The organism is Arthrobacter agilis (assembly GCF_030816075.1).
Taxonomy (GTDB): domain Bacteria; phylum Actinomycetota; class Actinomycetes; order Actinomycetales; family Micrococcaceae; genus Arthrobacter_D; species Arthrobacter_D agilis_E.
In genome coordinates, this window is record NZ_JAUSXO010000001.1 from 3,065,088 (window position 1) to 3,078,356 (window position 13,269).

Annotated in this window: 11 protein-coding genes; 6 read left to right on the forward strand and 5 right to left on the reverse strand. The window is 69.5% G+C overall.

Features of this window, described 5'->3' with window-relative positions:
• Positions 1–44 precede the first annotated feature (44 nt).
• The 4 genes from QFZ50_RS14420 to QFZ50_RS14435 all read right to left on the reverse strand — a co-directional run bounded on the left by QFZ50_RS14420 (position 45) and on the right by QFZ50_RS14435 (position 4,987).
• On the reverse strand, positions 45–1,241 hold the full coding sequence (locus QFZ50_RS14420; RefSeq protein WP_307085298.1) for an ABC transporter permease: 1,197 nt from the start codon (positions 1,239–1,241) through the stop codon (positions 45–47).
• Positions 1,234–2,280 (reverse strand): ABC transporter permease, encoded by a 1,047-nt coding sequence (locus tag QFZ50_RS14425; protein WP_307085299.1) that lies wholly within the window; start codon positions 2,278–2,280, stop codon positions 1,234–1,236. Before QFZ50_RS14425 ends, QFZ50_RS14420 begins: the two co-directional genes overlap by 8 nt.
• Complete coding sequence (locus tag QFZ50_RS14430) at positions 2,277–3,827, reverse strand: sugar ABC transporter ATP-binding protein (RefSeq protein WP_307085301.1); 1,551 nt, start codon at positions 3,825–3,827, stop codon at positions 2,277–2,279. Before QFZ50_RS14430 ends, QFZ50_RS14425 begins: the two co-directional genes overlap by 4 nt.
• A gap of 128 nt (positions 3,828–3,955) precedes the next feature.
• Positions 3,956–4,987 (reverse strand): LacI family DNA-binding transcriptional regulator, encoded by a 1,032-nt coding sequence (locus QFZ50_RS14435; RefSeq protein WP_307085303.1) that lies wholly within the window; start codon positions 4,985–4,987, stop codon positions 3,956–3,958.
• 229 nt (positions 4,988–5,216) lie between these two features.
• Between QFZ50_RS14435 and rhaI the strand changes: the two genes are divergently transcribed.
• The 6 genes from rhaI (at position 5,217) to QFZ50_RS14465 (ending at position 11,931) form a co-directional block, all read left to right on the forward strand.
• A complete protein-coding gene (gene rhaI / locus QFZ50_RS14440; RefSeq protein WP_307085305.1) occupies positions 5,217–6,383 on the forward strand; it encodes an L-rhamnose isomerase in 1,167 nt (388 codons plus the stop codon).
• Positions 6,380–8,452, forward strand: coding sequence for a bifunctional aldolase/short-chain dehydrogenase (locus QFZ50_RS14445; RefSeq protein WP_307085307.1), 2,073 nt, complete (start codon positions 6,380–6,382; stop codon positions 8,450–8,452). The genes rhaI and QFZ50_RS14445 overlap by 4 nt, the downstream gene beginning before the upstream one ends.
• Before the next feature lies 1 nt (position 8,453).
• Positions 8,454–9,932, forward strand: coding sequence for a rhamnulokinase (locus QFZ50_RS14450; RefSeq protein WP_307085309.1), 1,479 nt, complete (start codon positions 8,454–8,456; stop codon positions 9,930–9,932).
• Positions 9,929–11,191, forward strand: coding sequence for an alpha-hydroxy acid oxidase (locus QFZ50_RS14455; protein WP_307085310.1), 1,263 nt, complete (start codon positions 9,929–9,931; stop codon positions 11,189–11,191). The genes QFZ50_RS14450 and QFZ50_RS14455 overlap by 4 nt, the downstream gene beginning before the upstream one ends.
• A gap of 72 nt (positions 11,192–11,263) precedes the next feature.
• Entirely contained in the window at positions 11,264–11,545 is a 282-nt protein-coding gene (locus tag QFZ50_RS14460; RefSeq protein WP_307085312.1) for an ArsR/SmtB family transcription factor, read from the forward strand.
• Positions 11,542–11,931 carry a VOC family protein gene (locus tag QFZ50_RS14465; RefSeq protein ID WP_307085314.1) on the forward strand — a complete coding sequence of 130 codons (390 nt, stop codon included), beginning with the start codon at positions 11,542–11,544 and terminating at the stop codon, positions 11,929–11,931. The genes QFZ50_RS14460 and QFZ50_RS14465 overlap by 4 nt, the downstream gene beginning before the upstream one ends.
• A 38-nt stretch (positions 11,932–11,969) precedes the next feature.
• On the opposite strand, the gene QFZ50_RS14470 is transcribed toward QFZ50_RS14465, so the two are convergent.
• Entirely contained in the window at positions 11,970–12,959 is a 990-nt protein-coding gene (locus QFZ50_RS14470) for an ANTAR domain-containing protein (protein ID WP_307086834.1), read from the reverse strand.
• Between the last annotated feature and the right edge of the window lie 310 nt (positions 12,960–13,269).

Here is a 13,269-nt window from a genome sequence, read left to right on the forward strand (position 1 = left end):
GGGCGCTGGGGACCAGACGCCGGGTTCAACCTCAGGGGGACGGCCTAAGGAAGTGGTGCTGCGCGGACCTGCCTGGCATGGCGGGCCCGCTGGACGGCGGCACCGATGTTCGGTGCCACGACGGAGAGGATGAGCAGGGAGCCCGTCACGATGATGAGGACCACCTCGGAGACGCGGTCCAGCTTCAGGGCGTAGTTGATGGTGCCGATCAGCAGCACGCCCGCGAGGACGCCGGGGATGGATCCCTTGCCGCCGAAGATCGAGACGCCCCCCAGCAGCACGGCGGCGATGACCGCGAGTTCGAGTCCGCTCGCGTTGTCGCTCCGTGCGCTCGAATACCGGAGCGTCCAGTAGATGCCGGCGAACGCCGACACGGTCCCGGTGGCCAGGTAGAGCAGGAACTTCGAGCGGGCGACGTCGATCCCCACGAAGGTCGCGGCCTCCTTGCTGTAGCCGAGGGCGAAGAGCCCGCGGCCGAACGGCGTGAAGTGCAGCACGACGGCGAACGCGATGATGAGCACCACGACGCCGACCATCACGGTGGGGATGCCCGTGCCGCCGATCTTCGAGGTGAAGAAGGACGTGAGCCCTGGCGGGAAGTTCGCCACCGCGTTGTCGCCGATCACCACGAGGGCGAGGCCGCGGAACAGGGCGAGCGTGCCGATGGTGACGGCGAGGGACGGCAGCCCGAGGTAGGCGATGAGCACCCCGTTGAAGGCGCCGGCCACGAGGCCCGCGAGGACGCAGATCACCAGGACGAGTGCGATCGGCATGCCACCCTGCCAGAGCACTCCCATGAGCGCGCTGGTGAGCCCGGCGATGCTGGCGACCGAGAGGTCGATCTCCCCGGAGATGATCACGAGTGTCATCGGCAGGGCGATGAGCAGCGTGGGGATCACGTCCAGGAGCAGGAAGCCGACCGTGACCGGTGACGCGAAGCGCGGGATCACGAGGCTCGCGTAGAGCACGACGACGACGAGCACGTAGATCATGATGGCGTCGCGTCCGAGCAGGATCCGCGCGGCGCCGGTGCGGCCCTTGGGGACGGCGAGCACCTTGGTGGTGTCGGCCTTCCCTGCCGCGGGGCGGCGTGCGGTCTTCTCCTCGGAGGTCCTGGTTCCTGGGGCGGCCATGCGCGTGCCTTTCGTTGGAGCGCCGGTCTCCGGCTGGTCCCGTTCGGGCTGGACGGAGGAGCCGGAGCCTGTCGCGGGTCCGGGCTGGGCGTCGAGGCGGTCAGACATTGCGGGCCTCCGCCATGCGGAGCTTGCGGGCCGACCGCACGCTGGCGATGCGGTCGATGACGACGGCGGCGAGGATCAGGATGCCCACGATGGCCTGCTGCCAGAACTTGTCCACGCGCAGCGCCGTCAGGGCGCTGGTGATGGTGGTCAGGAGGAGGGCTCCGATCGCGGCCCCGACCACGGTGCCGCTGCCGCCGAAGATCGCGACACCGCCCACCACCGCCGCGGCGACGACGTCGAGTTCGAGGCCGGAGCCCGTCGTCGCGCCCACCGAGTTGAAGCGGCTGGCGTACAGCACGCCGGCGAGACCGGCGAGCAGGCCGTTGACCACGAAGGCGAGCAGGACCCGGCGCGTGACCGGGATGCCGAAGAGGCCCGCGGCATCGGGATCGGAGCCGATGGCGTAGAGGTCGCGGCCCGGCCGCGTGCCCATCATGTACACCGCAACGATCGCGACGACGACGACGGCGATCAGGGTGATCACGGGGAACCCGAGGACCGTGTCCACGGAGAGGTTGCCGAACGCCTCGGGCCGGTCCCCGGCGAAGTACTGGGTGCCGCCCGCCCAGGCGTTGTTGATGCCGCGGAAGATGTACAGCGTGCCGAGCGTGATGACGAGGGCCGGGACCTTCGCGATGGTGATCAGCAGACCGTTCAGGGCACCGAGGACCGCGCCGAAGAGCATCCCGACGACGAACACCGCGATGATCGGGAGGTTCGGGGCCGCCACGAAGATGCTGCCGGTGCCGAAGGCCACGAGGCCGAGGATGGAGCCGACGGACAGGTCGATGTTCCGGGTGATGATCACGAGGGTCTGGCCGACGGCGAGGATCATCAGGATGGTCGCGTTCAGCAGCAGGTCCTTGATGCCCTGCTCGCTGAGGAACAGCGGGTTGAGCGCCGCGGTCACGGCGACGAGCACCACGAGGGCGAGGATCACCGGGAGTTCGCGGAGCTTGAGGAAGGAGGCGAGCGCCGAGGGGCGGTGGTGCCCGGGAGTGGGGTGCGCGGGGGCCGCGCTCTTGCTGTCGAGGCTCATCGCGAGGACTCCAGGGATGCGGTGGCGGCGTGCATGACGGTCTCTGCTGTGGCCTCGGCGCGGTCGAGGCGGCCGGTGATCCGGCCCTCCCGCATGACGAGCACGCGGTCCGCCATGCCGAGGACCTCGGGGAGTTCGGAGGAGATCATGAGGATCGCGATCCCCCGTCCGGCGAGTTCGGACAGGAGGCGGTGCACCTCGGCCTTGGTCCCGACGTCGATGCCACGGGTGGGCTCGTCGACGATGAGCAGCCTGGGGTCCGCGGCGAGCCACTTGGCGAGGACCACCTTCTGCTGGTTGCCGCCGGACAGGGTGGAGACGGCGTGTTCGGGCGAGCCGGCCTTGACCTGCAGGCGCTTCCCCCAGCTCTCGGCGGCCTCGCGTTCGGCGCGGCCGCTGATGATGCCGAAGCGGGCGAGCGAGTGCCGGAGCGTGAGGGTCGCGTTGCGCTCGACCGAGAGGTCCATGACGAGCCCCTGCTTGCGCCGGTCCTCGGGCACGAAGCCGATGCCTGCGTCGATCGCGGCGCGGGGGTCCTTGGCACGCAGCGGCCGTCCGGCCATCTCGACGGTGCCCGACTCGTAGCGGTCGATGCCGAAGACCGCCCGGGCCACCTCGGTGCGCCCGGCGCCGACCAGCCCCGAGAGGGCCACGATCTCGCCGGCCCGCACCTCGAAGTCGATGTCGTGGAAGACCCCGGGACGGGTCAGCCCGCTGACCCGCAGGACGACGTCGCCCGCTTCCGTCTCGGTCTTGGGGAACAGGGCGTCGATGTCGCGGCCCACCATCTCGCGGACGATCGCCTCGACGGATGTCGCGCCCGTCTCGTGGGTGGCGATGTAGGTGCCGTCGCGCATGACGGTGATGCGGTCGCAGAGGCCGAAGACCTCGTCGAAGCGGTGGGAGATGAAGAGGATGCCGCTGCCGGCGTCCCGCAGGCGGCGGGCGACGGTGAACAGCCGCTCCACCTCGACGCCGCTGAGCGCCGCCGTGGGCTCGTCCATGACCAGCACGCGGGCGTCGAGGGAGATGGCCTTGGCGATCTCGATGATCTGCTGGTCGGCGATGGAGAGTCCCTCCGCCACGCGGTCCGGATCGATCGGGACGCCGAGCTGGTCGAACAGCTCCTTGGCGCGCCGGCGCATCTCGATGCGGCTGATCAGGCCGAACCGGCCCTTCGGCTGGCGTCCGATGAAGATGTTCTCGGCCACCGTGAGGTCGGGGAACAGCGTGGGCTCCTGGTAGATGACCGAGATGCCCGCGGCCTTGCTGTCGGCCACGTTGCGGAAGCTGACGGCCTGTCCCGCGACGACGAACTCGCCGGCGTCGGGCTGGTGCACCCCTGCGAGGATCTTCACGAGCGTGGACTTGCCCGCGCCGTTCTCTCCCACCAGCGCGTGGATCTCACCGGCCGCGAGGTCGATGGTGCCGTCCGCGAGGGCGACGACCGGGCCGAACGTCTTCAGCGCCCCCCGGAGGGTCAGCACGGAGGTCCGCTCCGGGTCCGTCTGGTCGGTGGCCTCACTGCCACCTGCAAAGTGCGTCACTGCGGCTCCTCAGGATGAAATGAATCGTTTCAGAGCAACGGTTCATCTCGAATAGTAGGCGTGACCCACATCACCGTCAACAGCCCGAGACGGACCTGTTACCTCGGGTCCTCGAGCGTCGGGAGCGGTCAGCCGACCGCGCGGACCGGGACCTGCGTGCTGCCGCGCTCCACGAGTTCCGGGTCGAAGATGACCTGCCGGCGTCGTGATGCGGGCCCTTCGATCTCCTCGAGGAGGAGCTCCACGGCGGTGCGCCCCATGAGCGTGGTCGGTTTCCGGACACTCGACAGCGGCACCACCGCGGAGGCCGAGAAGTCGATGTCGTCGTAGCCGATGAGGGCGATGTCCTCCGGGATCCGCAGGCCGCGGATCAGCAGCACGGCCTGCATGACGCCGATCGCGAGCAGGTCGTTGGCGCAGAAGATGCCGTCGGGCAGTTCCTCCCTGCGGCGCTGCGCGATCTCGTCGCCGACGTCTCTGCCGGCGAGGACCGTCATCGCCTCGGCCTCGACGACCTCGAGGACCGCGCCGTCGTGCTCCTCGACCGCCTGGCGTGCTCCCGCGAGCCGGTCGGCCACCTGGCGGTAGTCGGCGCGGGTCCCGACGAACACGATGCGCCGGCGCCCGGCATCGAGGAGATGGCGTACCGCCATGTAGCCTCCGGCGACGTCGTCCACCGACACCGAGCTGCAGCGCCGCTGCGCATCGGTCCGGTCCACCAGCACCACGGGCATGCCGCGCGTACGCAGGGCCTCGACCCGGGACCCGACGTCGCCGACGGGCGAGATGAGCATGCCCTGGACACGCTGCTGCTCGAAGACGTCGATGTAGCGGGCCTCGCGATCCGCATCCTGGCCACTGTCGCCGAGGACCACGGTGCTGCCGTTCTCGGCCGCGCAGTCCTCCGCGGCGCGGGCGAGCGAGGAGAAGAACGGGTTGCCGACGTCGAGCACGATCAGCCCGATGGTGCGGCTCTGGCCCGCGCGCAGTTGCCGTGCGGCGTCGTTGCGGACGAACCCGAGGTCGTCGATCGCTTCCTGCACGCGCTCCCGGGTGGCGGCGGAGACACGCGCGGGGTGGTTCAGCACGTTGGACACGGTGCCGACCGCCACTCCTGCGCGGTCCGCGACGTCCTTGATGCTGACGGTTCGGCTCTCCATGGCTACCTCGAAACTCGCGTCCGGCCGCCGCATGGGTGGCCGGCCGGGCTGTTGACACTCGGTCTGAAGCAAGGATAGCTTTGAAACGTACCAATGAAACGATTCAAAGGTGCGCCGATTCCCGACTCCCTTCCCGGTCCGTTCCGGGCAGGCGAAGACACCCGAAACTCCCGCCGCCGGTGCATGGAGCACCCAGTGGCCGCTCACCCTTCAACGCTGGAGAGAGTACATGACTGTCATCGACGACATCGCTGCGGAGCTGGACCAGCTCGCCATCGAAGTGCCCTCCTGGGCCTACGGCAATTCCGGAACGCGCTTCAAGGTGTTCGCGACACCCGGCACCCCCCGCACCGTCGAGGAGAAGATCGCGGATGCGGGCATGGTCAACAGGCTGACCGGCCTCGCCCCGAGCGTGGCCCTGCACATCCCGTGGGACAAGGTGGACGACTACGGCGTCCTCGCCGACCACGCGGCGGACCACGGCGTGAAGCTGGGCACCATCAACAGCAACACGTTCCAGGACGACGACTACAAGTTCGGCAGCCTCACCCACAGCGACGCCGCCGTGCGGAACAAGGCCATCGACCACATGTACGAGTGCATCGAGGTCATGAACGTCACGGGCTCCCGGGACCTGAAGATCTGGCTGGCGGACGGCTCCAACTACCCCGGCCAGGCGGACATGCGCTCCCGCCAGGACTGGCTCCAGGAGTCGCTGCGGAAGGTCTACGACCGCCTCGGCGAGGACCAGCGGCTCGTGCTCGAGTACAAGTTCTTCGAGCCGGCGTTCTACCACACCGACGTCCCCGACTGGGGTACCTCCTACGCCCACTGCCTGCAGCTCGGCGAGAAGGCCCTCGTCTGCCTCGACACCGGCCACCATGCGCCGGGGACCAACATCGAGTTCATCGTGGCCCAGCTGATCCGCCTCGGGAAGCTCGGCTCGTTCGACTTCAACTCCCGCTTCTACGCCGACGACGACCTCATCGTGGGTGCCGCGGACCCGTTCCAGCTCTTCCGCATCATGGCCGAGGTGGTCCGCGGTGGCGGCCTCGATCCGGCGAGCGGGATAGCGCTCATGCTCGACCAGTGCCACAACCTCGAGGAGAAGATCCCCGGCCAGATCCGCTCGGTGCTGAACGTGCAGGAGATGACGGCCCGCGCCCTGCTCATCGATCGCACCGCGCTGGCCGCGGCACAGGAATCCGGGGACGTCCTGGGGGCCAACGCCATCCTGATGGACGCCTTCTACACGGACGTCCGCCCGGGCCTGGCCTCCTGGCGCGAGTCGAAGGGCCTCCCCGCGGATCCCATGACGGCGTTCCGCGAGAGCGGCTACCAGGACAGGATCAACAACGAACGACAGGGCGGCCGGCAGGCCGGATGGGGAGCATGACAGTGACCACGACGACGGGGCCGATCACCGCCCCCACGAACCCGACCGTCACCGAACTGATCGAGCGCTCCAACAGGCTCGGCGCGGACAAGCGGAACACGAACTACGCCGGCGGGAACACCTCGGCGAAGGGCACGGGGACCGACCCCGTGACCGGCGAGGACGTCGAACTCCTCTGGGTCAAGGGGTCCGGCGGTGATCTGGGCACGCTGAAGGAGTCCGGGCTCGCGGTCCTGCGCCTGGACCGGATGCGCGCCCTCCAGGGCGTCTACCCGGGCGTGGACCGTGAGGACGAGATGGTCGCGGCCTTCGACTACACGCTGCACGGCAAGGGCGGGGCGGCACCCTCGATCGACACGGCCATGCACGGCCTCGTCGACGCCGCCCACGTGGACCACCTGCACCCGGACTCGGGGATCGCCGTGGCGACGGCGGCCGACGGCGAGGCGCTGACCTCCACCATCTTCGGGCCGAAGGTCGTGTGGGTGCCCTGGCGCCGGCCCGGCTTCCAGCTCGGACTCGACATCGCCGCGATCAAGGAGGCCCACCCCGAGGCCATCGGCACGATCCTCGGCGGCCACGGCATCACCGCGTGGGGCGAGACCTCCGCGGAGGCCGAGGCGAACTCCCTGTGGATCATCGAGACGGCCGAACGCCACATCGCCGAGCACGGCCGCCCGGAACCCTTCGGGCCGGCCCTCGAGGGCTACGCGGCGCTGCCGGACGAGGAGCGCCGGGCCAAGGCCGCGGCCCTCGCCCCCACCATCCGCGGCCTCGCCTCCACCGACAGGGCGCAGGTGGGCCACTTCACCGACGACCCCCGCGTGCTCGACTTCCTCGCCTCCACAGGGCACCGGCGCCTCGGCGCGCTCGGCACGAGCTGCCCGGACCACTTCCTCCGCACCAAGGTCAAGCCGCTGATCCTCGACCTCCCGGCCGACGCCGACGTCGAGAGCTGCCTGCTGCGCCTGCGCGAACTGCACACCGAGTACCGGGCGGACTACGCCGCGTACTACGACCGGCACGCGACGCCGGAATCCCCCGCCATGCGCGGCGCGGATCCCGCGATCGTGCTGGTGCCCGGGGTCGGCATGTTCTCCTTCGGCGCCAACAAGCAGACGGCGCGGGTCGCCGGTGAGTTCTACCTCAACGCCATCAACGTGATGCGTGGCGCCGAGGCCATCTCCACCTACTCCCCCATCGACGAGGCGGAGAAGTTCCGCATCGAGTACTGGGCGCTCGAGGAGGCCAAGCTCGCGCGCATGCCGAAGCCGAAATCCCACGCCGGGCGCATCGCCCTGGTGACGGGGGCGGCGTCGGGCATCGGCAAGGCCATCGCCACGCGCCTGGCCGCGGAAGGCGCGTGCGTGGTCATCGCCGACCTCAACATCGACAGCGCGAGCGCTGTCGCCGAGGAACTCGGCGGCTCCGACGTCGCGATCGGCGTCCAGGCGGACGTGACGGACCCGGCGCAGGTGCTCCGGGCCGTGCAGGCCGCCGTCCTGGCCTTCGGCGGGCTCGACCTCGTGGTCAACAACGCCGGGCTGTCCATCTCCAAGCCGCTCCTGGAGACCACCGAGAAGGACTGGGACCTGCAGCACAACGTCATGGCGAAGGGCTCGTTCCTCATGTCACAGGCCGCCGCGAAGGTACTGATCGAGCAGGACATGGGCGGGGACATCATCTACATCTCCTCCAAGAACTCCGTGTTCGCCGGCCCCAACAACATCGCCTACAGCGCCACGAAGGCCGACCAGGCGCACCAGGTCCGGCTCCTCGCCGCCGAACTCGGCGAATACGGCGTCCGGGTCAACGGCATCAACCCCGACGGGGTGGTCCGCGGATCCGGGATCTTCGCCGGCGGCTGGGGCGCCAAGCGGGCCGCGGTCTACGGCGTCGAGGAGGAGAAGCTGGGCGAGTACTACGCCCAGCGCACCCTCCTGAAGCGTGAGGTGCTGCCGGAGAACGTCGCCAACGCCGTCGCCGTCCTGACGTCCGCCGAGCTCTCGCACACCACGGGCCTGCACATCCCCGTGGACGCGGGCGTCGCCGCCGCGTTCCTGCGCTGACATGACCGGGAATCACGGGCGGGTGTATGCCGCCATCGACATCGGCGCGTCGTCGGGCCGGGTGATCCTCGGGAAGCTGACGGACGCCGGGCCCGACCTCACCACCGTGCACCGTTTCCCCAACGGGGTGCAGTTCCTCGGAGGCGCCCTGCGGTGGGATGTGGAGGCCCTTCTCGCCGAGGTGCTGACCGGTCTGCGGCTCGCGGGTGAGGCCGCGGCCCGCACCGGCGACACCGTCGCGAGCATCGGGATCGACACCTGGGCCGTGGACTACGGACTGGTCGACGACGCCGGCACGCTCCGGCACCTGCCGTTCAGCTACCGGGACGGGCGCACGGACGCGGTGGTCGACACCGTGCACCGGGCCGTGCCGCCGGAGCGGCTCTACGCGCGCACCGGGCTGCAGTTCCTGCCGTTCAACACGGTGTACCAGCTGGCCGCGGAGCGGTCGCTGGACGGCGTGCAGGCCCTGCTCATCCCCGACCTGCTCGCCTACCGGCTCACCGGCGAGCGGCGCACGGAGGCCACGAACGCCTCCACCACGGGACTGCTCGACGCCGCCACCGGCACGTGGGCGGTGGATCTCTTCGGCCCGCTCGGCCTGGCACCGGACCTGTTCCCGCCGCTCGTCGAACCGGGCGCCGTCATCGGCCGGCTGCTGCCCGGGATCGCCCGGGCCACGGGGCTGGCGGAGGCGACGGCGGTCGTGGCCGTCGGCTCGCACGACACCGCGTCGGCCGTCGCAGCCGTCCCCGCCACGTCGGCCTCCTTCGCCTACATCTCCTCCGGGACCTGGTCGCTCGTCGGCGTCGAGCTGGACGCGCCGATCCTCACGGAGGAGAGCCGCGCCGCGAACTTCACCAACGAGCGCGGCGTGGACGGGACCATCCGCTACCTCCGCAACACCGGTGGCCTCTGGCTGCTGCAGGAGTGCCTGCGGGAATGGAGCATCGAGGGACCGGCCCCGGATTTCGCCGCCCTGCTGGCGGACGCCGCGGCCCTGCCGGCCGGTGGACCCACCATCAACCCGGACGACTCCTCGTTCATCGCGCCCGACTCCATGCCGGGGCGACTGGTGTCCGCCGTCGCGCGCACCGGTTCCGTCCTGCCCGGCGAGCCGGCCGCGATCGTCCGCTGCATCCTCGACAGTCTCGCCGTCGGGTACGCCCGTACCATCGCCGACGCGGAGAGGCTCACCGGGACGACGGCCGAGGTCATCCACATCGTCGGCGGCGGCTCGCAGAACGCACTGCTGTGCCGGCTGACCGCCGATGCTGCCGGCCGTCGGGTCCTGGCGGGTCCTGTCGAAGCCACGGCACTCGGGAACATCCTCGTCCAGGCGCGGGCGGACGGGTCGCTCGACGGCGGCCTGCCGGAGCTCCGGCAGCTCGTCGCGGCGGGGGTCACGCCCGTGCTCTACGAACCGAGCCGCCCCTACAGCCTCAGCACAGTTCCAGCCGTTGAAAGGATCATCCAGTGACCAAGCGCCAACTCCCCGTTCCCGCGGAGATGCTCGAGCTGATGCAGTTCAAGAAGATCGAGCTCAACGGCAAGAAGCGGCGCCTGGACGCGGCGCTCACCATCGCCGACCTGCGCACGATCGCCAAGCGCCGCACCCCCAAAGCCGCCTTCGACTACACCGACGGCGCCGCCGAGGGCGAACTGTCACTGAGCCGCGCCCGCCAGGCATTCGAGGACATCGAGTTCCACCCCTCGATCCTGCGCCCGGCCGAACACGTCGACACCTCGGTCGAGATCCTCGGCGGACCCAGCGCCCTACCCTTCGGCATCGCCCCCACCGGCTTCACCCGGCTCATGCAGACCGAAGGAGAAACAGCCGGCGCAGGCGCCGCCGCCGCCGCCGGCATCCCCTTCACCCTCTCCACCCTCGGCACCACCTCCATCGAGGGCGTGAAAGCAGCCAACCCCACCGGCCGCAACTGGTTCCAGCTCTACGTCATGCGGCAGCGGGAAATCTCCTACGACCTCGTCAAACGCGCCGGCGAAGCCGGCTTCGACACCCTCATGTTCACCGTCGACACCCCCGTCGCCGGAGCCCGCCTGCGCGACAAACGCAACGGCTTCTCCATCCCACCCCAGCTGTCCCTGGGCACCATCCTCAACGCCGTCCCCCGGCCCTGGTGGTGGATCGACTTCCTCACCACCCCCAAACTGGAATTCGCGTCCCTGACCGACACCGGCGGCACCGTCGGAGACCTCCTCAACGCCGCCATGGACCCCACCATCAGCTACGACGACCTGGCCATCATCCGCGACCTGTGGCCCGGCAAGATCCTCATCAAGGGCGTCCAGAACGTCGAGGACTCCGTGCGCCTCGTGAACCTCGGCGTGGACGGCATCATCCTCTCCAACCACGGCGGCCGCCAACTCGACCGCGCACCCATCCCATTCCACCTCCTACCGCAGGTCGTCCGCGAAGTCGGAGCCGACGCCACGATCATGATCGACACCGGCATCATGAACGGCGCCGACATCGTCGCCTCCCTCGCCCTGGGCGCCAAATTCACCCTCATCGGCCGCGCCTACCTCTACGGCCTCATGGCCGGCGGCCGCGAAGGCGTCGACAAGACCATCGCCATCCTCCGCGACGAGATCGAACGCACCATGCGCCTGCTCGGCGTCTCCCACCTCGCCGAACTCCAACCCCACCACGTCACCCAACTCACCCGACTCGCACCAGTGGCACAGATGCACCGGGACGCCCTGACCTCGCCCTGAGTCCCGCGTCCCGTGCCGACCTCGGTGGCCCACCCCTTTACAGGTAACCAGGGACTTACCTATCATGGAGGGGTGGCGGACATCTATCGGGCGTTGGCCGACGAGACCCGGCGGGCGCTCCTGGACGAACTCCTGCAGCGGGACCGGCAGACCCTGTTCGAGCTCTGTTCGAAGCTCGCCATGCACCACGACCTCACCCCGTCACGCCAGGCGGTGGCGCAGCATCTCGACGTCCTGGAGGCAGCCGGGCTCGTGCACTCGGAGCGCAGCGGCCGCTACCGGTTCCACACGATCGACACATCGCCCCTGGTCGGGATCCTTGACCGATGGCCTCCCCGAAAGGCAGAACAATGAAACTCGACGTCGTGAGCATCTTCGTCGACGACCAGCAGCGGGCCCTCGACTTCTACACGCGCCGCCTCGGCTTCACGGTGTCGGCGGATGTCCCGCTGGGCGAGCACCGCTGGCTCACAGTGATCGATCCCGACCGCCCCGACGGCACGCAGCTGTCCCTCGAGCCGAAGGGCCACCCGGCCACCGGGCCGTTCACCGATGCACTGATCGCCGACGGCATACCGTTCTGCGTCCTCGGGGTCGCCGACGTGGAGGCCGAATACACCAGGCTCACGGCCCTCGGCGTCACCTTCACCCAACCGCCGACCGCCATGGGCCCAGTCGTCGTGGCAGTCCTCGACGACACCGTCGGGAACCTGCTTCAGCTCGCGCAACGCGTCGACTGACACTGCACCCAGGCATCACCGCGGACGGCGCGAGGTGACTATCCCCCACTGGGCGGTGCTGTCACCTGGTAGACGATGGCGGCTGCGACGTCCGTCAGCCTGACGTTGGTGTCGTTGGACATCTTCTGCAGCCGGAGGAAAGCCTCTGCGCTGGTGCAGTGATGCCGACCCATGAGGATGCCCTTGGCCTGCTCGATGCCGGCCCGGGAGCTCATCGCTTCCTGCAGTTGCTCCACCTCCCGTCGCGCGGAGCGATACAGGCTGGAGGTCACCATGGTCGCCGCCGAGTACTCGGCGAAACGCTGGTCCCGGTCCGCGTCCGATGCGTCCGGATCAGCACTGAGGTACCCGAGGAGACGGACGAGGTCATCGCGGTGCTCGGTGACGTCGTGCACCTCCTGCAGGAGCGCGACCACGCGACCCTCGTCGTCCAGGACGGGGTTGTTGACCGGGCTCCAGTACCGCTCCAGGAAGGCGCCGGGGCGGGCAGGATCAGGGATGTCGAAACGATGCAGGAGCATGCTGTCCCGCTGCCCGGTGCGCTTCACGCGTTCGAGCGAATCGCGCATCACCCTGGCCGGTTCCTGCTCGGACTGTGACGGGCTCTCGGCGAAGACCTCGAAAGCCTGGCGGCCCAAGAGATCGGCGGCGGACATCCCGACCAGATCGGCGAACGCCGGATTCACGGCGAGGATCACGTAGTCGGGATCCATCAGCGAATACGCAGATGCCGTTGCCTCGAAGACGCCCCGGGCATGAGCCCTGATCTGATCGACCGCGTCTTCCGCGCCCGCACTCCCGTACTGCTCCACGCCGCTTCCCTCTCCCTTCCAGCGCCTCGGCATCCTCCGGATGAGACCGATGCCGGGACGCCTAACCATAACCGCATGTGGCACCGTCCATGCCGGAAGAGGTACGGATGCCCCTGGTTGACGCGGGAATCGCCCCTGCCCTGCCGGCTCCCGCCGCTTCGTCGGTATCGCGCGCCTCGGACACGCATCCGCCCATGATCGCAGGTCCTGCGCCATCGGGTGGGCAGCGGCCGGCGGTCGTCCCGGGATCGACGCAGGCCGACCGCCGGGGCGGATTTCAGGCGTCCAGGGCACACCAGAAACCCGGCACACCAACCACCAGCACCCCACCTGCACAATTCCCCGGGCGGGAAGCAGACTGATCGAGGCGTCCAGGAAGGACCGTGACACGACGCCCGGCAGGACCGCTCGAAGCGCTCCCGCGGTCTGCACCAGTTCACGGTCCGAACGACCACCACACCAGAAAGGTCCATGATGTCCGCCCGTACCCGGCCCGACGCCTCGAGCAATCCCTCCTCCGCAACCC

Coding starts and splice junctions, on each gene's coding strand:
- QFZ50_RS14420 (WP_307085298.1), bottom strand. CDS start 1,241: ATGTCTGACCGCCTCGACGCCCAGCCCGGACCCGCGACAGGCTCCGGC.
- QFZ50_RS14425 (WP_307085299.1), bottom strand. CDS start 2,280: ATGAGCCTCGACAGCAAGAGCGCGGCCCCCGCGCACCCCACTCCCGGG.
- QFZ50_RS14435 (WP_307085303.1), bottom strand. CDS start 4,987: ATGGAGAGCCGAACCGTCAGCATCAAGGACGTCGCGGACCGCGCAGGA.
- rhaI (WP_307085305.1), top strand. CDS start 5,217: ATGACTGTCATCGACGACATCGCTGCGGAGCTGGACCAGCTCGCCATC.
- QFZ50_RS14445 (WP_307085307.1), top strand. CDS start 6,380: ATGACAGTGACCACGACGACGGGGCCGATCACCGCCCCCACGAACCCG.
- QFZ50_RS14450 (WP_307085309.1), top strand. CDS start 8,454: ATGACCGGGAATCACGGGCGGGTGTATGCCGCCATCGACATCGGCGCG.
- QFZ50_RS14465 (WP_307085314.1), top strand. CDS start 11,542: ATGAAACTCGACGTCGTGAGCATCTTCGTCGACGACCAGCAGCGGGCC.
- QFZ50_RS14470 (WP_307086834.1), bottom strand. CDS start 12,959: ATGGCGCAGGACCTGCGATCATGGGCGGATGCGTGTCCGAGGCGCGCG.